Annotated in this window: 19 protein-coding genes and 1 tRNA gene; 15 read left to right on the top strand and 5 right to left on the bottom strand. The window is 41.3% G+C overall.

The genetic code is table 11. The features are described 5' to 3' along the window. The first annotated feature begins 452 nt into the window (after positions 1 to 452). Positions 453 to 1,424 carry a zinc transporter gene (locus tag B1201_RS04720; RefSeq protein ID WP_078192543.1) on the top strand — a complete coding sequence of 324 codons (972 nt, stop codon included), beginning with the start codon at positions 453 to 455 and terminating at the stop codon, positions 1,422 to 1,424. A 25-nt stretch (positions 1,425 to 1,449) separates the two neighbouring features. On the opposite strand, the gene B1201_RS04715 is transcribed toward B1201_RS04720, so the two are convergent. The 4 genes from B1201_RS04715 to B1201_RS04700 all read right to left on the bottom strand — a co-directional run bounded on the left by B1201_RS04715 (position 1,450) and on the right by B1201_RS04700 (position 4,084). Beyond that, positions 1,450 to 1,791, bottom strand: coding sequence for a hypothetical protein (locus B1201_RS04715; RefSeq protein ID WP_078189395.1), 342 nt, complete (start codon positions 1,789 to 1,791; stop codon positions 1,450 to 1,452). Between the two features lie 154 nt (positions 1,792 to 1,945). Then, positions 1,946 to 2,021, bottom strand: a tRNA-Glu gene (locus B1201_RS04710). A 91-nt stretch (positions 2,022 to 2,112) separates the two neighbouring features. Next, positions 2,113 to 3,621: a glutamate--tRNA ligase gene (gene gltX, locus B1201_RS04705; RefSeq protein WP_078192542.1), complete on the bottom strand. Its 1,509-nt coding sequence runs from the start codon at positions 3,619 to 3,621 to the stop codon at positions 2,113 to 2,115. A gap of 169 nt (positions 3,622 to 3,790) precedes the next feature. After that, positions 3,791 to 4,084 carry a hypothetical protein gene (locus tag B1201_RS04700; RefSeq protein ID WP_078192541.1) on the bottom strand — a complete coding sequence of 98 codons (294 nt, stop codon included), beginning with the start codon at positions 4,082 to 4,084 and terminating at the stop codon, positions 3,791 to 3,793. 381 nt (positions 4,085 to 4,465) lie between these two features. Between B1201_RS04700 and B1201_RS04695 the strand changes: the two genes are divergently transcribed. The 9 genes from B1201_RS04695 (at position 4,466) to B1201_RS04655 (ending at position 14,942) form a co-directional block, all read left to right on the top strand. Next, positions 4,466 to 5,473, top strand: coding sequence for a sulfate ABC transporter substrate-binding protein (locus B1201_RS04695; protein ID WP_078192540.1), 1,008 nt, complete (start codon positions 4,466 to 4,468; stop codon positions 5,471 to 5,473). A gap of 249 nt (positions 5,474 to 5,722) precedes the next feature. After that, positions 5,723 to 6,739 (top strand): sulfate ABC transporter substrate-binding protein, encoded by a 1,017-nt coding sequence (locus B1201_RS04690; protein ID WP_078192855.1) that lies wholly within the window; start codon positions 5,723 to 5,725, stop codon positions 6,737 to 6,739. 185 nt (positions 6,740 to 6,924) lie between these two features. After that, on the top strand, positions 6,925 to 7,836 hold the full coding sequence (gene rsmH, locus B1201_RS04685; RefSeq protein ID WP_078192539.1) for a 16S rRNA (cytosine(1402)-N(4))-methyltransferase RsmH: 912 nt from the start codon (positions 6,925 to 6,927) through the stop codon (positions 7,834 to 7,836). A 10-nt stretch (positions 7,837 to 7,846) separates the two neighbouring features. Continuing rightward, positions 7,847 to 8,179, top strand: coding sequence for a cell division protein FtsL (gene ftsL, locus B1201_RS04680; RefSeq protein ID WP_078189390.1), 333 nt, complete (start codon positions 7,847 to 7,849; stop codon positions 8,177 to 8,179). A gap of 12 nt (positions 8,180 to 8,191) precedes the next feature. After that, on the top strand, positions 8,192 to 10,018 hold the full coding sequence (gene ftsI / locus B1201_RS04675; RefSeq protein WP_078192538.1) for a penicillin-binding protein PBP3: 1,827 nt from the start codon (positions 8,192 to 8,194) through the stop codon (positions 10,016 to 10,018). A gap of 10 nt (positions 10,019 to 10,028) precedes the next feature. Next, positions 10,029 to 11,525 carry a UDP-N-acetylmuramoyl-L-alanyl-D-glutamate--2,6-diaminopimelate ligase gene (locus B1201_RS04670; RefSeq protein ID WP_078192537.1) on the top strand — a complete coding sequence of 499 codons (1,497 nt, stop codon included), beginning with the start codon at positions 10,029 to 10,031 and terminating at the stop codon, positions 11,523 to 11,525. Between the two features lie 9 nt (positions 11,526 to 11,534). Then, positions 11,535 to 12,944: a UDP-N-acetylmuramoyl-tripeptide--D-alanyl-D-alanine ligase gene (locus tag B1201_RS04665; RefSeq protein WP_078192536.1), complete on the top strand. Its 1,410-nt coding sequence runs from the start codon at positions 11,535 to 11,537 to the stop codon at positions 12,942 to 12,944. After that, positions 12,944 to 14,062 (top strand): phospho-N-acetylmuramoyl-pentapeptide-transferase, encoded by a 1,119-nt coding sequence (gene mraY / locus B1201_RS04660; protein WP_078192535.1) that lies wholly within the window; start codon positions 12,944 to 12,946, stop codon positions 14,060 to 14,062. The genes B1201_RS04665 and mraY overlap by 1 nt, the downstream gene beginning before the upstream one ends. A gap of 76 nt (positions 14,063 to 14,138) precedes the next feature. Further along, the gene (locus B1201_RS04655) at positions 14,139 to 14,942 is read left to right on the top strand and encodes a putative RNA methyltransferase (RefSeq protein WP_078192534.1); all 804 of its coding nucleotides are present in this window, start codon (positions 14,139 to 14,141) and stop codon (positions 14,940 to 14,942) included. Positions 14,943 to 14,995: 53 nt separating this feature from the next. Here B1201_RS04655 and ponA read toward each other — a convergent pair whose 3' ends face one another. Next, on the bottom strand, positions 14,996 to 17,536 hold the full coding sequence (ponA, locus tag B1201_RS04650) for a penicillin-binding protein PBP1a (RefSeq protein ID WP_078192533.1): 2,541 nt from the start codon (positions 17,534 to 17,536) through the stop codon (positions 14,996 to 14,998). Positions 17,537 to 17,701: 165 nt separating this feature from the next. Between ponA and B1201_RS04645 the strand changes: the two genes are divergently transcribed. The 5 genes from B1201_RS04645 (at position 17,702) to pilQ (ending at position 22,877) form a co-directional block, all read left to right on the top strand. Further along, positions 17,702 to 18,760 carry a pilus assembly protein PilM gene (locus B1201_RS04645; protein WP_078192532.1) on the top strand — a complete coding sequence of 353 codons (1,059 nt, stop codon included), beginning with the start codon at positions 17,702 to 17,704 and terminating at the stop codon, positions 18,758 to 18,760. After that, on the top strand, positions 18,760 to 19,446 hold the full coding sequence (locus tag B1201_RS04640) for a PilN domain-containing protein (RefSeq protein ID WP_078189382.1): 687 nt from the start codon (positions 18,760 to 18,762) through the stop codon (positions 19,444 to 19,446). Before B1201_RS04645 ends, B1201_RS04640 begins: the two co-directional genes overlap by 1 nt. Beyond that, a complete protein-coding gene (locus B1201_RS04635; protein WP_078192531.1) occupies positions 19,443 to 20,165 on the top strand; it encodes a type 4a pilus biogenesis protein PilO in 723 nt (240 codons plus the stop codon). Before B1201_RS04640 ends, B1201_RS04635 begins: the two co-directional genes overlap by 4 nt. Beyond that, positions 20,162 to 20,689 (top strand): pilus assembly protein PilP, encoded by a 528-nt coding sequence (locus B1201_RS04630; protein ID WP_078192530.1) that lies wholly within the window; start codon positions 20,162 to 20,164, stop codon positions 20,687 to 20,689. The genes B1201_RS04635 and B1201_RS04630 overlap by 4 nt, the downstream gene beginning before the upstream one ends. Before the next feature lie 61 nt (positions 20,690 to 20,750). Continuing rightward, complete coding sequence (pilQ, locus tag B1201_RS04625; protein ID WP_171263751.1) at positions 20,751 to 22,877, top strand: type IV pilus secretin PilQ family protein; 2,127 nt, start codon at positions 20,751 to 20,753, stop codon at positions 22,875 to 22,877. The last annotated feature ends 15 nt before the right edge of the window (positions 22,878 to 22,892 follow it).

Here is a 22,892-nt window from a genome sequence, read left to right as displayed (position 1 = left end):
AGTTTTAAAATAAAAAACCAGCCTGCGGGCTGGTTTTTTATTACTTTGGATTCATCTGTTGTGATAACAGTGCATAGACTTTTTTCAGAGCTTGTATCATCATTGTTAAACTCCTTGCTTAAAAATATAACCACTTGATTAATAAAAAATTAATTGCAGTCATTCGTGCGCTGTGTTGATTGATTTAATTGTTTTATGCAGAACACTAAGATGAAATTAGCATGCTTGTCATGATATGTGAATAGTTCTTGAAAAATATCTATAAGTGATTTAAGTCATCTAGATTGCGAAAAATTATTTTTAATAAATTGAAAGTAGATGCTGAAAAAAGCAGTTTTAAAGTTTGAAGGTAAAACGTAGTACTGAAGGTTGAATAATGTAATTTTATTACGCTTACTGCACCTGTTAAGCTCAAGACTGAAGAACATATAATTTATAAAGGTCAGAAAATAATGAGTGAGCATCATGGGCATGACCACAGCCATGCCGTTGTGACGGAAGGGAATGTCAAAAAATTAAGTTTTGCCTTAGCACTGACCACGACGTTTTTGATTATTGAAGTCATTGCAGGATTTATGACGCAAAGTTTGGCGCTATTGTCAGATGCGGCACATATGTTCACCGATGCTGCAGCCCTTGCCATAGCATTGGTCGCGATCAAAATTGGCAAGCTTCCTGCTGACAACAAACGCACCTTTGGCTATCAGCGTTTTGAAATTTTGGCAGCCTTGTTTAATGCCTTGATGTTATTTGTAGTTGCAATATATATTTTGTATGAGGCCTATCAGCGCTTTTCAACGCCGCCGGAAATTCAAAGTATGGGCATGATGATTGTCGCCGTTATTGGTTTGATCATTAACTTAATCTCGATGCGTATTTTATTTTCCAGTTCACAAGAAAGCTTGAATGTGAAGGGGGCGTATCTAGAAGTGTTGAGTGATGCCCTAGGTTCGGTTGGTGTAATTATTGGTGCAGCGATTATTTATTTTACGGGCTGGATGTGGGTCGATACACTAATTGCGGTGCTCATTGGCTTTTGGGTTTTACCAAGGACTTGGATTTTACTCAAACAAAGTATCAATATTTTATTAGAAGGCGTGCCTGAAGAAATTGACATAGAAAAGTTACGCAATGATTTATTGGCACTCAATGGGGTAGAGAGTATTCACCAGTTAAAGGTCTGGGCAATAACATCAAAGAATGTGCATTTGACAGTTCATCTCTTTGCACCTGAAGCCGATCGTAATGCCTTGTATTTTGAGGCGATTGAAATGTTGCAACATGAACATGGAATCACGGAGATGACATTACAAATCGAAGAAGATGAATGTGTGGTACACCAACATACCCAAAAGTCTGATCATGCACATGGGCATCATCAAGATGATCACGCGCATTCTCATGATGAATCACATCAGCACTAATGCTGATGTAATTTAAATGGCCGGCTTAGATTTCCCACTCATGATTACATTCGCGGCATTTCCATTTTTTCTGTGATTGCATAAAACCTTGCATTGAAATTTTGAAATCTGGCAGGTCGCGATAGAACATGAAGCCAGCAATCAAGCAAGCAATAAATACAACAACAGTCGCAGTTTGTAATGTAGTGCCTGCACCGTCACCAAAAATCCACATTGCGATGCTGATAATCACCAACAGTAAAAGAATAAATACCGCAGGGATGAGGATAATCAGGCTTTTAGGCACGACAGGACGAGCAACAGGCTGGCCTGCTTGCGCAAGAGGCATAATTTTAGGGCTTTGACATTTTGGGCAACGGTATTGCATTGCAACTCCATAATTTTAATCTATGGTTTATTTTAATCAGAATGACGCAGAAAGCAAAAATACCGTAAATTTAAATCAGATAAAATTTAGGCAATAAAAAACCCAAGTCATAATGCTTGGGTTTTTTATAAGATGATTTGCATCACCTTGAATATGGCGTCCCTACGGGGATTCGAACCCCGGTTACCGCCGTGAAAGGGCGATGTCCTAGGCCTCTAGACGATAGGGACAATTTGAGGCAACTTAGAGTTGGTTGACACCATCTCTCGGTATGGGCGCTATATTAGGGGGATAACGCCCATCCGTCAACTAAAAAATCAATTAAGCTTCATCAACTGCATCATTTTTCGGCAGTTTTAAGCTTTCATTGAGTTTTTCCCATGCTTTTGTTTCTTTTTTACTCGGGCCGCCCACAATTTCAAGTGCATGACGTAAGCGAGCAAAGGTTAAATCAGGACCAATGGTTACCATCGATTGCATAACCGGTGTCGAAGATGTTGAACCTGCAATAGCAATAAAGAAGGTTGGCATGAAGTCACGAAGTTTAATGTTCATTTGGTTCGCCAAATCCATAAGCGTTTGGCTGACGGTGTCATTGTTCCAAGTGAACATGCTTTCTAGACGCCAAATGGCAAATTGAAGGCTTTGACGCACTTGTTCTTCAGTCAATTTTTTGCTTTCAAACTGTTCTTTGCTGAGTGTTGGGAATTGGTTGAAATAAAAACCTGCCCAATTCACTGCTTCAGACAATAAATTAATACGCGGTTGAATCGCAGCAGCAATTTCTTCCAAGGTATTACGATCTGATTTCCAAGCCAGCAGGGTGTCGAGCAATTGACCTGGTGTTAAACCTTTAATCCATTGACCATTTAACCAGTTCAACTTTTCAACATCAAAGATTGGACCGCCTAGTGATACACGTTGAATGTCAAAGTGTTCAATCATTTCAGCCAAAGTGAATTTTTCACTTTCATCCGGCATTGACCAGCCCATACGGCCTAAATAGTTCAATAATGCTTCAGGTAAAACGCCGATGTCTTTGTAGTAGTTAATTGACGTTGGGTTTTTACGTTTAGACAGTTTTGATTTATCTGGGTTACGTAACAACGGCATGTGGCATAGCACTGGCATGTCCCAACCAAAATATTTGTACAACAATTGGTGTTTAGGCGCAGATGGAATCCATTCTTCACCACGAATCACGTGAGTGATTTCCATTAAATGGTCATCAACCACGTTTGCCAAGTGATACGTCGGTAAACCATCGGTTTTCAGTAGAATTTGCATGTCGACTTGCGCCCAAGGAATTTCGACTTCACCACGTAGTAAGTCGTTAAATTTACAAATCCCTTCTTCAGGCACTTTCATACGAATGACATGCGGTTCACCAGCAGCCAAACGCTGTGCCACTTCTTCTGGAGTGTGTTTTAAGCCACGACCGTCATAACGCGGTGATTCACCACGTGCTTGTTGTTCCGCACGCATTTGATCGAGTTCTTCTGCTGTTGCGAAGCAGTAGAATGCATGACCTTTTTCAACCAGTTCCAAAGCATATTGTTTATAAATGTCCATACGTTCAGATTGACGGTATGGCGCATGAGGGCCACCCACATCTGGACCTTCTGACCAGTTCAAACCTAACCAACGCAATGAATCTAAAATCATTTTCTCAGATTCTGGGGTAGAGCGCAGTTGGTCTGTATCTTCAATACGAAGAATAAATTCACCGCCATGTTGCTTCGCAAAACATAAGTTAAACAATGCAATATAAGCAGTCCCAACATGCGGGAAACCAGTAGGAGAAGGTGCGATACGAGTACGAACAGTCATAATCAGCTTTTAATCAGAATGTAAATTGGGATCTATTATAACGAAAAAGCCTGATCACTTAATGCTTAATTCAACATTGAATGATCAGGCGTTTTTTAGTATTTTTTAGACGACAGTAGGGGAACTCGTCTAAAACAATAGCTTGGACAGCATCAGTATGCTGATGTCGTTATGAGTTGCTACCAGAAAAAATGGCTTGAACAAAACGAGAAAAACTTTGGTTTTGTGATGCAAAGAAACTTTGAGTCGGTGCAGCTTTAATAGACGTAAGTACTTTTAAATTATCGTCTGTACGGCCTTTACCTTCAGATTTTTGCTGATTAATCGCTTTTTCGATCAATGAGGTACGTTCAGCAGGCATCGTAAGTTTATTATTCGATGCGGTGCTGGTTGCAGCACAAAAACCAGTCTGTGCAGTCACACTTAAACTTAAGCCTAGGCATAATGCGTATGAAAATTTCATGTCCAAATCTCCCCCTAGTTTTGGTGATGGAACTTTTTATTTGCAAAATAGTTTTAATATTTAGACTACGATTTAACCATCTTTCGTAATTAAAAAGTAGAACTACGTCACAATTTTTACAAAAAAACTAAAAAAGTCTGTACTAGGATTACCTAAATAGACTGTTTTCTCCAGATTTTCGGATGTTTTAGCAAACAACTATGAAGATAGCATGGAGATCGCTTCTGATTGTTGCTGTATTAGCAGAATTAAAGCTTTAAATACGTTATTTTTAGATATCTTTAAAACAGAAATAGATTTGAATTTATATTATAGATAGCTGATTGTTAAAGTTATTTTTGATTTATATAGTGCTCTCAAGATCAATTTGAGTTTGAGCAGATGAAAAAAATAATAGCATCGGGCATTTTCGCATTGTTGGGTGGGGTAGCGGTACAGGTGTATGCCGCAAAAGATTTCTTAAATGTCTCATATGATCCAACACGTGAGTTTTATCAGGAATATAACCAAGAATTTGGACAATATTGGAAAAAACGTACAGGACAAGAGATTAATTTTAAACAATCTCACGGTGGCTCTGGCAAACAAGCTCGTGCCGTGGCAACAGGTTTGCAAGCAGACGTTGTCACTTTGGCATTGGCTAATGATATTGATGAAATTGTGGCGACCGGACAAATCAATAAAAATTGGCAAAAACAATTTCCACATAATTCTGCACCGTATACCTCAACCATCGTATTTTTGGTGCGTAAGGGCAACCCGAAAAAAATTAAAGATTGGAATGACCTAACCAAACCGGGTGTTGAAATTATTACGCCAAATCCAAAAACAGGTGGGGCACCGCGTTGGATCTATTTATCAGCTTGGGGATATGCTTTAAAACAACCGGGTGGAAATGAGGCCAAAGCCAAAGAATTGGTGAAAAAACTCTATAGCAATGTCAAAGTATTGGATTCTGGTGCACGTGGTTCGCTCACGACCTTTGTTGAGCGTGGCATTGGAGATGTCTTACTATCTTGGGAAAATGAGGCGCTATTAGCGACTCAGGGCCTAGGCAAAGATAAATATGACATTGTTTATCCGTCTATTTCGATTTTAGCTGAACCTTCGGTGGCTGTAGTAGATAAAACCGTCGACAAAAATGGTAATCGAAATTTGGCGAAGGGTTATTTAAACTATCTATATTCACCTAAGGGCCAAGAGCTGGCAGGCAAATATTTCTTCCGCCCTCGCGATGCAAAAGCCACAGCAAAATACGCTGCTCAATTCCCGAAAGTTCAAACCTTTACCATTGATAAAGTGTTTGGAGGTTGGGCAAAAGCGCAAAAGACACATTTTGTGAATGGTGCGATTTTCGATCAAATCTATAGTGAAAAGAATAAAGAGTAAGTCTGCAAATAAAGTTGATTGGTGTAAAAACGGATAATTGGGGTTATCCGTTTTTTTGCATATGTAATGCATAAAAATCTATATATAGGGAATAAGTAGATTGTTTTTGTGTATTTTAATATGAAAAACAAACAATTAAATTCGCTGCGTTAGCTGTATCCAGCAAGACGTTTAAACACGCTACAATTGCGATTTATGACTTTATTTCATATATTTAGCAGTATTGAATATAACTTTATGCTGGCTGTTATGAAAACTCAATTTAAGGCGTGGCTTAGTGCTGCGTTGCTTGCCACTGGTGTTGCTTTCTCAGCGTCTGCTCAGGCCGCTGATCGTGAATTTTTAAACGTTTCTTATGATGCAACGCGTGAATTTTATGACGAATTTAATAAGTCATTTGGTGCATATTGGAAAGAGCGTACCGGTAAAACGGTCGCATTTAAACAATCACACGGTGGTTCAGGTAAACAAGCCCGTTCTGTGGTTGACGGTTTAAAAGGTGATGTCGTGACTTTGGCATTGGCCAATGACATCGAAGAAATTGTGAAGTCTGGACAGATTCAGCCGGGCTGGCAAAAAGAGTTTCCACATAACTCAGCGCCATATACGTCAACGATTGTCTTTATGGTGCGTAAGGGCAACCCGAAACATATTAAAGATTGGTCTGATTTAACCAAACCGGGCGTACAAATTATTACCCCGAACCCGAAAACTGGCGGTCTCCCACGTTGGGTTTACTTGTCAGCTTGGGGGTATGCTTTGAAACAGCCGGGTGGTAATGAAGCCAAAGCCAAAGATTTCGTGGGTAAAATGTACCATAACGTAAAAGTGATGGACTCTGCGGCACGTGCATCGATGACTACTTTTGCTGAACGAGGCATCGGTGATGTGTTATTGACTTGGGAAAACGAAGCTTTAGTTACGCAAAAAACTTTGGGTAAAAACAAATTTGATATCGTATATCCATCGATGTCGATTTTGACTGAGCCTTCAGTGGCAATCGTAGACAAAACTGTCGATAAAAATGGTAATAAATGGTTAGCTCAAGGCTATATCAATTATCTTTATTCTCCATTAGGTCAAGAGATGGCAGCTCGTCATTTTTATCGTCCACGTAATGCAGCAGTTTTAGCAAAATATAAAACTCAGTTCCCACCTTTAAAAACTTTTACTATTGATGAAGTCTTTGGTGGCTGGGCAAAAGCACAACAAACACATTTTGTGAATGGTGCGATCTTCGATCAGATCTACAATAACAAGCGCTAATACATCGAAATCTAGGATTTGAGATGTTCAAAGACCTCCTTCGGGAGGTTTTTTAATGGATGGCAAAAAATAAAAACGGTTTTCTCTATAGAAAGTAATATTTCTGTACAAAAAGACGTTTGGAGCTTTGCTAAAACAAGGTAATAATGTGCAGTTACATTTTTAGCTGTGTTGAACGAACCCTTATGTCGCATATTTCTGTATTACTTCATGAAACTGTTGATGCTTTACTGGCAGATCGCAATACAGGAATTTTCGTAGATGGCACATTTGGGCGTGGTGGTCATACGCGTTTATTACTGTCTAAATTAGATGAAAACGCACGTGTTTATGCCTTTGATAAAGACCCGCAAGCGTTGGCTGTTGCAGCAGAATTAGAACAAGAAGATGCGCGTTTTAAAATCATTCACGCTAGTTTTGCCGATTTAAAAGAGGAACTGCGTAGTCGTGGTATCGACTTGGTAGACGGTGTTATGGCGGATTTAGGGGTGTCATCTCCGCAGCTAGACCAAGCAGAGCGTGGCTTTAGCTTTATGAAAGATGGCCCACTCGATATGCGTATGGACAATTCACAAGGTCCAACAGCCGCAGAGTGGTTGGTTGATATTGAAGAAGAAGATTTGGCCAATATTATTTTTAAATATGGTGAAGAGCGTTATAGCCGCCGTATTGCCAAAGCGATTAAAGCGGCAGGATATATTGAAACTACAGCTCAATTGGCAGAAATCGTGAAAGTTGCCCACCCGAAATGGGAAAAAAATAAACATGCAGCGACACGAACTTTCCAAGCAATTCGTATTGCTATTAACAAAGAACTCGACGATATTGATATCTTCTTACCTCAAGCGGTGGATATGCTGAAACCTCAAGGCACTCTGGCAGTGATCAGTTTCCACTCTTTAGAGGATCGTTTAATTAAACAATTTATTCAAAAAGAATCTACACTTGCAGAAGACACAGGCTGGGGTTTACCACAAAAACGCGAAGATACCCGCCGCTTAAAAAAAGTGTCACGAATTAAAGCAAGTGAAGAAGAAGTTAAAGCCAATCCACGATCTCGTAGTGCTTGGCTTCGTGTGGCAGAGCGTTTAGCTTAAAAGGCAAAGAATGAAAACCGAAGCAATCGAAAAAAACTCTGATCAATCGCAGTCAAAGAAAATCATTACATACGGCATTTTATTGCTCTTGGTTTTTGTGAGTGCGATTATGGTGGTGTTTCAAGTCTTTGAATATCGCCAAGATTATCGTCAATTGAGTACCTATATGCGTGAAAGGGATGACCTCAATGCAGAATGGGGACGTTTGCTGATCGAACAACAAACTTTTGGTGCAACAGCCCAAATTGGGACACGTGCAGTTACCCAATTACGGATGTATTCGCCTCCTATTGCACAAACCGTTGTTATTTCATTGCCACAAACTCCTGAACAGAAAAAATAGGCTGCCGGTCACATGGTTGAAAAGAGAAACAAACAAACTCCGCGTAAAAAACAGCAGTCTGTTACTGGTCGTACAGCCATTTCGGTGGAGATGTGGCGCTATCACTTGATGTGGGCAGTGGTTTTACTGTGCTTTATTGCATTGGTCGGGCGGGCTTTTTATGTACAAATCATCAATAAAGACTTTTTACAAAATAAAGCCAATGCCAAAATTTTAAGAACTGAAACCTTAAAAGCCATGCGCGGTGTAATCTATGACCGTCACGGCGTTCCTTTAGCCATTAGTACTCCGATCATGAAAATCGTGATCGATCCACGTGATTATTTTGACAATAAAAAACTTTTTGAAGAAATTACGGCCGAATTGGCTAAAGATCCAAACAACCGTAAGTTAAAACGTCAATTACCGGATAAAAATCTGAATTTAGATGAACTTGCTGATGCTGTAGGGATGGATCGTGCTGAACTGAGACGCAAAATGAATGAGCGTCCACGTTCTCGTTATTTAGTTTTAAAGAAAGAAGTGCCACCACAACAAGCTGAATTGATCATGAAACGTGACTTTCAGGGGGTATATACCGAGAAAAACTATAAGCGCTACTATCCACAGCCTCAGCCAAACTCACAAATTATTGGTTTAACCAATAGTGAGGGTATGGGCATCGAAGGTTTAGAGATGCAATTGAATGAACGTCTTGCAGGCGTAGATGGTGCGCAGCAAATTGTCCGTGATAAAAAGGGCAACCGCGTTAAAGACCCTGAGATCGTGAAAGAAGTTGAGTCGGGTGAAAATATCACGCTGAGTATTGATTCACGTTTGCAATACATTATGTATCGTGAGTTGACTGCAGCCGGCGTAGCCAATAACGCACGTTCTGCCACAGCGATTGCTGTCGATGTCAAAACGGGTGAAATTTTAGCGATGACCTCTTGGCCGTCTTACAACCCAAATGATAAAAAAGGTGTCTTAAATAAAGATGCCATGCGTAACCGTGGTGCAATTGACTCCTTTGAGCCAGGTTCAACTATGAAGCCATTGACCGTGGCAATGGCATTGGAAAGCGGTAAATACACGGCAAATACCGTTGTAAATACCACACCCGGTTCTATGCGTGTAGGGAATCATACTATCCGAGATACGCATAACTATGGCCCTCTGACTTTGGGCGGCATTATTCAAAAATCGTCTAACGTCGGTGTGGCAAAAATCGCTTTATCTCTCCCTTATGAAACATTGCCGACCTTCTATCAACGTCTTGGCTTTGGTCAACGTTCAGCGGTGAAATTCCCCGGTGAAAGTGCTGGTCTGATTTTGCCGAAGAGCAAATGGAATGTGTCTGAAGTAGCAACCATGGCGTATGGTTATGGTTTGAACGCTACAGTGCTCCAACTGGCTGATGCATATGCCATGATTGCCAATAAGGGCGTCAAAATGCCACTGAGCTTGTACAAGCTTGAGGAAAAGCCGAAAGGTGAGCAGATGGTTGACCCTAAAATTGCTGATCAAGTACTTTTAATGATGGAAGCGGTGACCTTGCCGGGTGGTACGGCACGTCAAGCCAATATTCCGGGTTATCGCGTGGCGGGTAAAACTGGTACAGCACATAAATTACGTGCAGACCGTAAAGGCTATTCGACTTCAGAATATCGTGCACTCTTTGCTGGTGTCGCACCAGTGAGTGATCCACGTTTGGCCATGATTGTTGTGGTGGAAAACCCAACAGGTCAGTATTACGGTGGTCTGGTGGCTGCACCCGTTTTTGCTCGTGTAATGCAAGAATCTTTACGTTTAATGAACGTACCTTTAGATAAACCTTTAGACACTCCTAAGATCCAGTAATAGGTGATGAATGAAAATTACGTTTCAAGATCTATACACCGTTGAACAGCCCGCTGAATGGATGTCGCAATCCTTTCAGGGCTTCAATCTGGATAGTCGCAAAGTTACAGCAGGGCAAATATTTATTGCCCTGACTTCGTTTTCGCAACCTGAAAAAACAGCACAATTTGCACGTACAGCGTTAGAAAATGGTGCGTTGGCAGTTATTTCCGAAACTGATTTGGGCTTGGATCAAAGTGTCGTGATCGCTGATGTGCGTCAATTGATGGGGCAGTGGCAAAAGCAATATTTACAGGCGACTCAACCGGTTCAAGCTGCACGAATTTTGGCAGTGACGGGTACCAATGGTAAAACCACGATCTCTCGTTTAATCGCTGAATTACTCATGTTGCAAGGCAAAAAATGTGCAGTGATGGGAACCACTGGTAACGGAATTTTACCGAATTTAGAAGCCTCTTCTCACACCACTTTAGATGCGTTACATATGCAAAATGCATTGCATGCCTATGCGCTTGAGGGTGCAGAGTTTGCTGCCATTGAGGCAAGTTCGCATGGCTTAGAACAAGGTCGATTAAATGGCTGTGCAATTGAAATTGCCGCTTATAGCAATTTAAGTCGTGACCATTTGGATTATCATAAAACCCTTGAAGCCTATGCTGAAGCGAAATCACGTTTGTTTCAGTTTCCATCGCTCAAAGTTGCAGTCATCAATCTCGATGATGAACATGCAGAAGTGATGCTGAATGCCGCACGCCAAAACTCGGCTCAGCCTAAAATTTTGACTTATTCAACGCGTCAGGCTGCGGATTATCAAGTGACGGATATTCAATACAGCTTAACGGGCGCAAAATTTAAATTGCGTACTGCTCAAGCTGGATTTGTGGTGCAAAGTCCATTATTGGGACACTTCAATATTGAAAATATTGTGGCGAGCTTAATTTCAGCGGAGCAAGCGGGTTTTGATTTATCTGCCTTGATCGCAACTGCGCCCGAGTTAAAAGGTGCACCGGGTCGTATGCAAGTGATTCGTGATGATGAACGCCTGTTTGTGGTGGATTATGCACATACACCAGATGCTTTAGTTCAAGTGTTACAGACTTTAAAACGTCATGTATCGCAACAGTTATGGGCGGTGTTTGGCTGTGGTGGTGATCGTGACCGTGGTAAGCGTCCATTGATGACACAAGCGGCATTAAACCATGCAGATGTTGCGTTGATTACCTCGGATAATCCACGTACTGAAAACCCAGAACAAATTTTTGCAGATATGAAGGCTGGTATTGATTTTACTGGAAAAACTGTCCATGAAATCCATGACCGCCGTGAAGCGATTAAATTCGCAGTCAACCATGCGCAAGCGGGTGATATTGTGGTGATTGCTGGTAAAGGCCATGAAAACTATCAAGAAATTGATGGTGTTCGACATTGGTTTGATGATGTGGTGGAAGTGAAATCAGCGATTGATTCCCAGCATCATAACACTGACTCGGCTTATCCAGCGCAATAGGAAACAGATATGCATACTTCAACGACCAGTACGGTTCCGTTAGAACCATGGACTGCCGAACAGTTGGTTCAAGCGACACAAGGTCACTGGCATAATAATCAAGCGCCGACAGGTTCTGTAAAAAGAATTTTGACCGACTCACGTCATGCAGAGCAAGGCGATGCTTTTCTTGCCCTGAAAGGTGAACGCTTTGACGCGCATGACTTCCTTGCTCAAGTGGCTGAAAAGGGTTGTGAAATTGCCATTGTGAGTCATCCGGTCGATGTGGATATTTGTCAGTTGGTGGTTGCAGATACACGTTTAGCGCTCGGACATTTGGGTGCATTTCGTCGTGCCCAAAACCCAGCTTTAAAAGTCATTGCCTTGACAGGAAGCAGTGGTAAAACTACGACCAAAGAGATGCTCGGGAGTATCCTTTCTCGTCTTGCACCAACATTAATTACGCGCGGTAATTTAAATAATGACCTTGGCGTACCGATGATGTTACTTGAGTTGCGTCCAGAACATCAGTATGCCGTGATGGAGCTTGGTGCCAGTCATAAGGGTGAAATTGATTACACCTCAAATTTGGTACAGCCTCAGGTTGCCGGTATTTTAAATATTGGTACTGCTCATATGGGTGAATTTGGTGGGCGTGATGGCATTTGTCGTGCCAAGTCTGAAATTTATGCACATATAGCGAAAACAGGAACTTCGATTGTTCCTGCGGCAGATGATTTTACAGATGCCATTCGTCAAGCGGTGCAAACTGAGCAAGTAATGAGTTTTGGTCAGGGCGGGGATGTCTTTGCGACTGAGACGGAGCTTCAGGCTCAATCTTCACGTTTTATCTTAAATACGCCACAAGGTGCACGTCCTGTTCAACTGCCATTTGCTGGTGAACATAATGTGCAAAATGCCACTGCAGCCGCAGCTTTCGCGTTGTCGATTGGTGTGAGTTTAGATGATATCGTTGTGGGGCTTGAACATGCGACAGGTGCCAAAGGCCGTCTAAACTTTATTCAACATAAAGATTATTTGTTTATTGATGATACTTACAATGCAAATCCAACCTCAATGCGTGCTGCTGCTGATGTACTTGCGCAGCAAGATGGCATCAAAGTCATGGTCATTGGGGATATTGGTGAGTTAGGTTCATCTGCTGCACAGCAGCACTACATGTTGGGACGTGATCTTGTCTCACACTCTGGTCTTCAATTTGTCGTTGCTGTCGGTGAGTTTTCACCTGCTGTGCAAGAAGGCGCGCGCAGTACACAATATGGTAAAAAATTACAGGCCTTTCTTACTCAAGAACAGGCTTTACCGTTATTAATTAGTCTAGTCAAAACACATCAGCCTCAGTCCATGAGTTTCCTGTTTAAAGGTTCTCGTTATACCCACATGGAAACTTTGATGGCTGAATTGATGGAGAAACTTTAATGCTGTTATGGTTATTTGAGCAGCTTGCGGGTTATCACAGCTCGTTTCAGGTTGTTCGTTATTTAACGCTTCGTTCGCTACTCAGTGTCTTAACGGCATTGGCCATTGGTCTGTTGCTTGGACCTGTGATGATCCGCAAATTGCAAGCTCTCAAATATGGTCAGGCAGTCAGTTCATTTGCACCTGAAAATCATGCCAAAAAAATGGGCACACCGACTATGGGCGGTGTGTTGATTTTACTGTCTATTGGGATTTCAACCTTACTTTGGGCCGATCTTTCAAACCCTTATGTATGGATTGTACTTGTCGTGATGGTGATCTTTGGTGCTGTGGGTTGGGCAGATGACTGGATTAAAATCCGTTATAAAGATAATGCCGGTCTACCTGCGAAGAAGAAATTCTTTTGGACTTCTGTGGCATCGTTAGGCGCCGGTATTGCGCTCTATGTGATTGCGACACAGCAAGCAAACCCAGTACATACCTCAAATATGTTGGATCTGCTGATTCCATTCTTTAAAGAAATTAGCATTCCGTTGTCTATTATTCCACTCGGTATTGGCTTTATTGTTTTTACTTATTTGGTGATTAACGGCGCATCTAACGCTGTGAACTTAACGGATGGTTTGGACGGTCTGGCGATTATGCCAATCGTTCTGGTTGCCGCAGGTTTAGGTGTATTTGCTTATCTGGCTGGTGATGTTCGTTTTGCCGATTATTTACATATCCCTTATGTAAAATACGCATCTGAACTTGTCGTGATCTGTGCGGCAATGATCGGTGCTGGTTTGGCATTCTTATGGTTTAACGCGCATCCAGCGCAAGTGTTTATGGGTGATGTCGGGGCCTTATCTCTAGGTGCGATGCTCGGTACGATCGCAGTCATGGTTCGTCAAGAAATCGTTTTTGCCATTATGGGCGGTGTCTTTGTGGTTGAAGCTATTTCTGTTTTCTTGCAAATTGGCTCACTGCGTATGCGGAACAAGCGTGTATTCTTAATGGCACCGCTGCACCATCACTATGAGAAAAAGGGATGGCGTGAAACTCAGGTGGTGATTCGTTTTTGGATTATCACAATTATGCTGGTAGTTTTGGGTCTAATGACTTTAAAATTACGTTAAGCAAATAAATAAACGAAGCCGGCATTTGCTCCCACAGATGCCGGTTTTTTTATTTCAAAATCTAGTGGAGTAAATGATGAACCTGTTGATGTGTCCTGTATGCCGTGAAGCATTGAAACTCACAGAGCGGACATGGCGCTGTGAAAATAATCATAGCTATGATGTTGCAAAACAAGGCTATGTCAATTTACATGTGGTTCAGCATAAACACAGTAAAAACCCGGGTGATACGCCTGAATCTGTACAGGCGCGTCGAGCATTTTTAAGTGCAGGTCACTATGCACCTTTGCAACAGGCAGTAGTGGCTTTGATTCAAAAGTTACGTGTTGAAAACTTGTTGGATATTGGCTGTGGTGAAGGCTATTACACCAATGCGATGCAAGCTGAAGTATTACAGTGTGTGGGTGTCGATATTGCTAAAAACGCAGTACAAGTGGCTGCTAAGTTGAATAAAGAGGTGACTTGGGTGGTAGGGACAGGGGCGACCTTGCCTGTGTTAGATCACTCAATTGACTTGTGTACGAGTTTATTTAGTCCTATTCCTAAAGAAGAAATCCTTCGTGTGTTAAAGCCTGAGGGGCACTTGATGGTGGTCACACCTGCGCCAGAGCATCTTTATGCAATGCGTGAAGCCTTATTTGAAGAAGTAAAACCCCATGAACCGCATAAATTTGTGGAACAACTAGCTGCTGACTTTGAATTGGAAAGTGAGCAAGTAGTACAGGCGAAAATGTCACTTTCTCAGCAGGATCTCAAAAACTTAATTGCAATGACACCTTATGCCTATAAAGTCAAAGCTGAGCGTCGAGAAGCTCTAGAAAAAAATGAACAATTTGAGTTGCAAGCGCAGTATCAAATTTATCTCTTTAAAAAGAAATAATGCATTGGAAGTGATAAAAAAGCCCTCGTTTGAGGGCTTTTTTTATGCAGTATTTACTGAACTTGATCGATGAGATGATCAAGTGCGTCCGTTTTATGCTCTGCACCTTGTGGTTTAGGCTGCATTGGCGGAGGCGCAGTTCGAGTCGGTGCAAGATTGGTTTCAGTAGACCCAGGAAGGTCGTCAAAATCATTTTGCGAAGCCTGCGGCTTCGGTGCAACAGGAGCAGGACGATACAGCGGTTGAGCCATTGGTGGTGTTGCTGCACGATCTTGTTCAGGTTGACCTTGAGTCGCTTTAGCCGAATTACGGTTGATTGGATTCTTGGCATGGGTGTCTAAACGCACCCAAGCTTCAGGTGTACCTTTAAGTGATTTCGCCATAAAATCTGACCAAATAGGCAATGCTGCAACACCACCATATTCACGGCGACCTAAAGTAGAGGGTTGGTCAAAACCGACCCAAGCCACAGTGACCAATTTTCCATTAAATCCAGCAAACCACGCGTCTTTTGCATCATTGGTTGTACCGGTTTTACCGCCTAAATCACCGCGACCAATTTTTAAAGCCGCACGACCTGTACCGTGTTGAATCACGTCACGCAAGATGTTCGCCATATCAAAGGCCGAACTTGACTTCAAAATCCGCTGAGCTTGTTTATAGTTTGCTGCTTCAGTATCGGAAATTTTTGATTCAGCGGGCTTGTTATCCTGATTGGTGACTTCAATCACTTCATCATCCGGCGTGGTTGGATCTGCAGATTCAACTTCGTCTTTTTGATTAATACATTGAATACATGCATATTCAGGATTGGCTTGATAAATCACTTTGCCATAAGCATCTTCAATACGGCTAATAAAGTGCGGTTGAATACGATATCCACCGTTGGCAAAAGTCGCATAACCTGTCGCCATTTGAATCGGTAATACCTGTGGGGTACCTAAAGCAATGGTGTAGTTACGTGGAATTTGGTTTTCTTGTAAGCCAAAATCCATAAATAATTGGCGAGTACGTTCAATCCCGACAACTTGTAATAAACGAACAGAGACCGTGTTACGTGATAAATAGAGGGCACGACGTAGAGGAATCATCCCTAGATAGCGACCGTCAGAGTTTTTAGGCGTCCATTTGCCAATGGTAATTGGATTGTCATTGACCATGGAGTATGGAGTCATACCGCGTTCAAGTGCTAAAGCATAAACAAAGGGTTTAATGGTTGAACCCGGCTGACGCCAGCCTTGTAGAGCACGGTTAAATTTAGATTGATAAAAATTATAACCACCGACAATGGCTTCAATGCCACCATTATTGGGGTTGAGTGCGATCAATTGACCTTGCGCTTTTGGAATTTGCACCAAAGCCCATGAGCTTTTATCAGCATTTGGACGTAGGCGAATAATATCTTTTACTTTAACAATTTGTGAGGCTTTGCTTGGCGCATTGCCTACACTATTGGCATTGCGATAGGGACGTGCCCAAGACAGACCTGACCATGGAACAGTCACACTACTGCCGTCTTGCATCAACACTTCGATACTGGTGTTGTTGACTTTAGTGACTTCGGCAGGATAAGTGTTAGCATATGGAATAAAGTTTTTTAATGGCTCATCATGTGCTTCTGCACCACGCCAACCATGTCGTCTATCGTAAGCTTCAAGACCATCTTGCACAGCTTGCTCAGCATAAGCTTGGCGTTGGCTGTTGATGGTGGTATAGACTTTATAGCCAGAATCTATCGCTTGTTCGCCAAACTTTTCTACGAGCTCAGAGCGAACCATTTCCCCGACATAGGGGAATTTGTTGCTAACTCCGCGGTCAGGCATATCGAGATTAATTGGTTCAGCAATTGCTTCTTGATATTCCGATTGATTGATATAACCCAATTGCAACATACGTCCTAAAATCCAATTACGACGCTCTAAAGCACGTTTTGGATTGGCTACAGGATTATATTTTGATGGTGCTTTGGGTAGGCCTGAAATCATTGCCATTTGAGCCAAGCTCAAATCTTGCAAGCTCTTGTTATAATAAATTTTTGCAGCTGCTGCGATCCCGTATGCATTTTTGCCCAAAAAGATTTTGTTAACATACAGCGTTAAAATTTCTTCCTTACTTAGATTTTGTTCAATTTTTCGAGCAAGGAAAACTTCGGTTAGTTTACGTTTTAAAGTACGCTCTGGAGTCAGATAATAGTTTTTTGCAACCTGCATGGTAATGGTTGAACCACCCGTTTGCACATCTGAGCCTGTAATACTTTCACTGACGGCACGCCCCAATCCTTTGAAACTAATTCCGCTGTGTTCAAAGAACGAAGAATCTTCCGCAGCTAAAAAGCCATGAATGAAATGAGACGGGATTTGGTCGTACTCTACAGGAACCGAAAGTTTGCCACCATATTCTGCAATCAGCTCATTATCAGCACTATAAACTTGCAATGGTTTTAATAATGGAGCCTTTTTTAAGATGGACATTTCAGGCAAAGACGGGGCAATATAGAGATACATGCCATAGAAACCCATTGGAATTGCGACCAAAACAATAATAATGGCCAAAAAAAATGGATGAACAAGGCCTGAACAAGATAGCTTTTTCATAACAAGTAAGTTTTAATAAGAGCTAATGGCAAACTAATTGGTGGTCAGTATATCCTTTCGATATACGGATTGTTAGATGAGTTATTGTATCTGTATAAAATTATAGACCAATGCTAATTAGTGGGTTAATTTTTTTGGGGATAAAAAAATAATAGGAATTATATTGTGCTCAGGTTATATCGTAAGCCAAATAAGGGGTTAATAGGAGTAGATATTAGTTCGACTTCTGTTAAGGTTTTGGAACTTTCTGTAAAGAGTGGGCGGTATTGGGTAGAAAGCTATGCTTTGGTGCCATTACCAGAAGGAAGTGTTGTTGAAAAGAACATATTGAATCCGGAAGCTGTCGGTGACTGTTTAGAGCGCGCAATTAATTTGGCCAATACGCAGACCACTAATGCAGCTTTGGCGGTTCCAACGTCGATGGTGATTACAAAAATCATCGAAATGGACGCAGATATGAACGATGATGAACGTGAAATTCAGATTCGTGATGATGCTGAGCAATATATTCCGTTCCCACTTGATGAAGCGAGCCTTGATTTTGAGGTCTTGCCAGATCGTCTGTCCAACCCAAATCGTGTCAATGTTTTGCTTGTCGCTACGCGTATTGAAAATGTCGAAGCGCGTGCGGAAGTCATTCAGCTTGCTGGTCTTACACCAAAAATTGGCGATGTAGAAAGCTTTGCAATTGAAAATGCGTTTAAAGTTTTCTCAGATACTTTGCCAATGGGTGTGAATACCGTGGGTATTTTAGATATTGGTCATAGTATGACGACCTTATCTGTCATGCAGAATAACAAAGTGATTTATACCCGTGAGCAAGTGTTTGGTGGCAAACAATTGACACAGGAAATTCAAAATCGCTATGCATTGTCTTTCGAAGAAGCGGGTCGTGCGAAAAAAACACGTGCCTTGCCAGATGATTATGATATCGAAGTCTTAGAACCCTTCTTAGAAGCTGTCGTTCAACAAGCAGCACGTTCTTTACAGTTCTTTTTCTCATCTTCACAGTTCAACGAAATTGACCATATTTTATTGGCAGGGGGGAATGCCAATATTCCGGGGCTTGCAAAATTACTTCAACAAAAATTGGGTTACCGCGTCACGATTGCCAATCCATTCTTACAAATGGGTTTTTCACCTCAAATTGATATTAAAAAAATTGAAAATGATGCCTCATCACTCATGGTGGCATGCGGTCTAGCATTGAGGAGTTTTGATTAATGGCAAAAATTAACTTGCTCCCTTGGCGTGATGAGCTAAGAGAGAAACGAAAAAAAGAATTTATTGCACTTTGTATTGGGGCTTTCTTAATTGGGGTAATTGGGGTTGGTTTAACATGGTTGTACTTTGATCATAAATTAAAAGATCAAGAACAAGCGAACCAATTGATTATCAGTCATAACCAAAACTTAGATGTTCAATTAAAGTCTTTGGATGGTTTACAAGAACAGCGTAATGCCATTATTGAACGAATGAAGTTGATTCAAGGCTTACAAGGTCAACGTCCAATCGCTGTACATCTTGTAGATGAATTGGTTCGTGTGACACCTGCCAATATGTACATCACAAAATTTGAACGTAATGGCGACAAATTTATGATCGAAGGGCGTGCGGAAAGTCCAAACACTGTTGCAGATCTACTGCGTAATTTGGAAGCGTCACCTTGGTATCGTAATGCCTTCATGAGCTCATTCCTTGTGGCGGAAGAGAAAAAAGACAAAGCACCGACGTCAGTGGTTCCTCGCGTAGAAGAATCTTATGGTGCATTTACTGTGACTGCTGATTTGGAGCAAATTGCGCAGCCGACCATTAATGATCCAGCAGCAAATGCAGGACAGTCAGCTTCATCGGCGCAAACATCTGACGCACAAACTGCAGCAACACCAACTCCGGAGGCTGCAAAATGAGTCGTGATGAATTTGAACAATTGAATCAAGATGCTGTGGTCATTCCGAAAAAGAAAATGACTTTTGATAAGTTTGTACAGCAGTTCAATACGCTAGATCCGAATAACTATGGTAGTTGGCCAATTTCAGTCAAAATTACCTGCTGGATTTTTATCATTATCCTTGTGGCAATTTTGGGCTATTTCTTGGCGATTAAAGGCAAGATTGAAGCTATTTCAAGTGCCAATGCACAAGAACAAAACTTGTTAAATGAGTTTCGTGAAAAAGATTCAAAACTACGTAATTTGCAACAATATCAATTGCAGTTGCAGGATATGGAAGCACGTTTTAATCAACAGTTAGAACAATTGCCGAAAGAAACTGAAATTCCAGGTTTGGTTGAAGATATCAACTTAACAGGCGTGAATTCTGGATTGAAATTTAAAATTATTCGTCTTGAGCCTGAAGTGAAGCAAGAGTTCTTTACGGAACAGCCAATTCATATTGAGGCAACAGGTGATTACCACGCCTTTGGTTCATTTGTAAGTAGTATTGCGGGGCTTTCACGGATTGTGACTTTGCATAATTTAACGATTACAGCAACTGAAAATAAAGAAAAGAACTCAGATATTCCAAAAATTGACTATGTGATTTCTGCAAAAACATATCGTTATGAAGGGAATACTGAAAGTGCTGCGAAAGCTGCAGATTCAGCAAGCACACAGGAGGCTCCAAAATGAAAATGAATAAATTGGCACTTTCTGTGATGGTTGGATTTGTATTGGCTGGTTGTGAATCACGTATTGATGTGGTCAATCAAGAGATGGCAAATATACGCAATCAAGCGCCACTAGCGATTGAACCAGCGCCAGATTTTGTACCTGTCGAAACTTTTAATTATGCGGCGCATTCTTTAAAAAGTCCGTTCTTGCCAAGTTCCTTGGCAGCAGAACTTAAAATCATGGCAGGTAAGCGTGTTTATCCAAACTTGAGCCGTCAGCCTCAACCTTTGGAGAGTTATGCACTCGAAACCCTGAATATGAAGGGTAGTATGCGTAACCAATCTGGGCAAATATTAGCCTTGATTCAGACACCTGATGGTGAAGTTGAGCGTATTCAACGTGGAAGTTATATGGGGCTCAATCATGGTCGGGTGGTAAATATTACCCCGACTCAAATTGATTTGATTGAGATTATTCCGGATGGGCGAGAAGGATATGTAGAGCGTCCTAGAAGTCTCATATTAATTGGACCAGCACCTTAAGCTTAAAGGAATAAAAATGAAGAATAGTGTACAAGATTTTATTTTTGGGGATGGCAATACAATGAATCATGTGTTTCGTCAGTTTTCGATGGGGGCTGTTGCAATGGCGATGATGCAAGTTGCCAATGCTCAGGTGAGTGTAACCAATGTGGTACCAATGCAAATTCCAGGTCAAGGGACTGAAATTCGCGTGATGTTTAATGGCTTGCCGCCGCAACCACAAGCTTATCAACTCGATCAACCATCACGATTGGTTTTAGACTTTGATAAAGCACAGCAAAATTTAAAACAAAGTTCAATTCCTGTTGCAACGGCTGAAGCGAGCACTGTGGATGTGAGTTCGGATGCACAACGTGCGCGCTTAACTGTGAATTTAGCCAATGCTGGCGCTTTTACCACGCGTGTTGAAGGTAATACCTTTATTTTAAAAATCAACTCTGCACAAGCTGCAAATTATGTACAGCCTGTAGCACAACGTCAGCAACAGGGCATCTCAAATATTGGTTTCCACCGTGGTTCTAATGGTGAAGGTCAAGTTGTTGTTGATTTACTGGGTGGAAATACCCCCGTTGATGTTCAACAGCAAGGCAGTAAAGTGGTGATCCGTACTTTAGGCAATAAAGTACCTGCACATTTGACTCGCCGTTTAAATGTCAATGATTTTGCAACACCTGTTGCAACGGTAGATGCACATAATGATGGCGGTAATGGTGTGATTACCATTCAGTCGACGGGCAGCTATGAATATATGGCGTACCAAACTGACAATAAATTAACGGTAAGTTTGAAACGTCCGGAAGATAAGAATCCATTACGTCCTAAAGCTGCCAATCATTATACCGGTAAGAAGATTTCATTAGACTTCCAAGATATTGAAGTACGTCGTGTGCTGCAACTTTTGGCTGATTTTACTGAAATCAATATGGTTGCTGCTGATACGGTTCAAGGAAATATTACACTTCGTTTGAAAGACGTGCCTTGGGATCAAGCACTAGATATCGTATTGAAAACCAAGAATTTGGACAAACGTCGTAATGGTAATGTGATTTGGATTGCGCCTGTATCTGAGTTGATTAAAGCGGAAGAAGAAGAAGCGAAAGCGATTGCACAAAGTGTAAAGCTAGCTCCTCTTCAAACTGAATACATTCAACTCAGTTATGCTAAGGCAACAGACGTCGAAAAACTTATTACAGAAGGTCGGAATTCTAAAAACTCAAACTCAAACTCAAACTCATCAAATAGTAATGATTATACTGGTGAAAATGTCGGAAGTTTGCTTAGCCCACGTGGAACAGTTTCAACTGACCCCCGGACTAATACTTTAATAATTAATGATACCTCTACTAAAATTGATCAAATTCGTAAGATGATTGATCTTTTAGATGTATCGGTAAAACAAGTGATGGTAGAAGCACGTATTGTAAAAGCTTCTACCGACTTTACCAAAGAAATGGGTGTGAAATGGGGTCTCTTGTCTCAAGGGATTAACCAAAATGACCATTTATTGGTGGGTGGTAGTGATACTACGCTTTGGGACTTAAAAACACCGGATGATGATGGGAAATATACGATTCAACGTCCAAGTAACTTAAACGTGGACTTAGGGGTGACTACTGCAGGTGCCAGTCGAATTGCGTTCGGCTTAATCAGTCTTTCTGATTTTATGTTGGATTTAGAGCTTTCTGCTTTACAAGCAGATGGTTATGGTGAAGTCATTTCTACACCAAAGGTACTGACAGCGGATAAACAACAAGCGAAAGTGGCTTCGGGACAAGAAATTCCGTATCAAACCACAACGGGTACAGGTTCAAATGCGACTTCTTCTACCGAGTTTAAAGAAGCTTTATTAAGTTTGGATGTCACGCCTAGCATTACTCCAGATGGTAAAGTGCAAATGAAGCTGAATATCAAGAGCGACTCACCAGCAGGTTATGCACAAAATGGTGAAATCATCCTGAATAAAAATGAAATTAATACCGATGTCTTAGTCAACAATGGTGAAACTGTTGTGCTCGGCGGTATTTTTAATCAGGAAACACAAAGTAAGCAAACTAAAGTACCGTTCTTAGGTGATATTCCTTATGTTGGTCGCTTATTCCGTAAAGATACGAAAAGCGATGCAAAAAATGAGTTGCTGATTTTTGTTACTCCGCGAATTGTTAATGACAGTGTTACGAGAAATCATTAATATATTTTCAATTTA

Source organism: Acinetobacter sp. ANC 5600, assembly GCF_002018395.1.
GTDB classification, from domain to species: domain Bacteria; phylum Pseudomonadota; class Gammaproteobacteria; order Pseudomonadales; family Moraxellaceae; genus Acinetobacter; species Acinetobacter amyesii.
The sequence above is the reverse complement of the archived record's forward strand: the minus strand, read 5'-3'. Positions and strand labels throughout refer to the sequence as shown.

What these genes read in the sequence shown, in the direction of transcription:
- B1201_RS04720 (WP_078192543.1), top strand. Translation starts at nt 453, where the DNA reads ATGAGTGAGCATCATGGGCATGACCACAGCCATGCCGTTGTGACGGAA.
- B1201_RS04715 (WP_078189395.1), bottom strand. Translation starts at nt 1,791, where the DNA reads ATGCAATACCGTTGCCCAAAATGTCAAAGCCCTAAAATTATGCCTCTT.
- B1201_RS04655 (WP_078192534.1), top strand. Translation starts at nt 14,139, where the DNA reads ATGAACCTGTTGATGTGTCCTGTATGCCGTGAAGCATTGAAACTCACA.
- B1201_RS04670 (WP_078192537.1), top strand. Translation starts at nt 10,029, where the DNA reads ATGAAAATTACGTTTCAAGATCTATACACCGTTGAACAGCCCGCTGAA.
- B1201_RS04700 (WP_078192541.1), bottom strand. Translation starts at nt 4,084, where the DNA reads ATGAAATTTTCATACGCATTATGCCTAGGCTTAAGTTTAAGTGTGACT.
- pilQ (WP_171263751.1), top strand. Translation starts at nt 20,751, where the DNA reads ATGAATCATGTGTTTCGTCAGTTTTCGATGGGGGCTGTTGCAATGGCG.
- mraY (WP_078192535.1), top strand. Translation starts at nt 12,944, where the DNA reads ATGCTGTTATGGTTATTTGAGCAGCTTGCGGGTTATCACAGCTCGTTT.
- ftsL (WP_078189390.1), top strand. Translation starts at nt 7,847, where the DNA reads ATGAAAACCGAAGCAATCGAAAAAAACTCTGATCAATCGCAGTCAAAG.
- B1201_RS04630 (WP_078192530.1), top strand. Translation starts at nt 20,162, where the DNA reads ATGAAAATGAATAAATTGGCACTTTCTGTGATGGTTGGATTTGTATTG.
- ftsI (WP_078192538.1), top strand. Translation starts at nt 8,192, where the DNA reads ATGGTTGAAAAGAGAAACAAACAAACTCCGCGTAAAAAACAGCAGTCT.
- B1201_RS04635 (WP_078192531.1), top strand. Translation starts at nt 19,443, where the DNA reads ATGAGTCGTGATGAATTTGAACAATTGAATCAAGATGCTGTGGTCATT.
- B1201_RS04695 (WP_078192540.1), top strand. Translation starts at nt 4,466, where the DNA reads ATGAAAAAAATAATAGCATCGGGCATTTTCGCATTGTTGGGTGGGGTA.
- B1201_RS04665 (WP_078192536.1), top strand. Translation starts at nt 11,535, where the DNA reads ATGCATACTTCAACGACCAGTACGGTTCCGTTAGAACCATGGACTGCC.
- B1201_RS04690 (WP_078192855.1), top strand. Translation starts at nt 5,723, where the DNA reads ATGAAAACTCAATTTAAGGCGTGGCTTAGTGCTGCGTTGCTTGCCACT.
- ponA (WP_078192533.1), bottom strand. Translation starts at nt 17,536, where the DNA reads ATGAAAAAGCTATCTTGTTCAGGCCTTGTTCATCCATTTTTTTTGGCC.
- B1201_RS04640 (WP_078189382.1), top strand. Translation starts at nt 18,760, where the DNA reads ATGGCAAAAATTAACTTGCTCCCTTGGCGTGATGAGCTAAGAGAGAAA.
- rsmH (WP_078192539.1), top strand. Translation starts at nt 6,925, where the DNA reads ATGTCGCATATTTCTGTATTACTTCATGAAACTGTTGATGCTTTACTG.
- gltX (WP_078192542.1), bottom strand. Translation starts at nt 3,621, where the DNA reads ATGACTGTTCGTACTCGTATCGCACCTTCTCCTACTGGTTTCCCGCAT.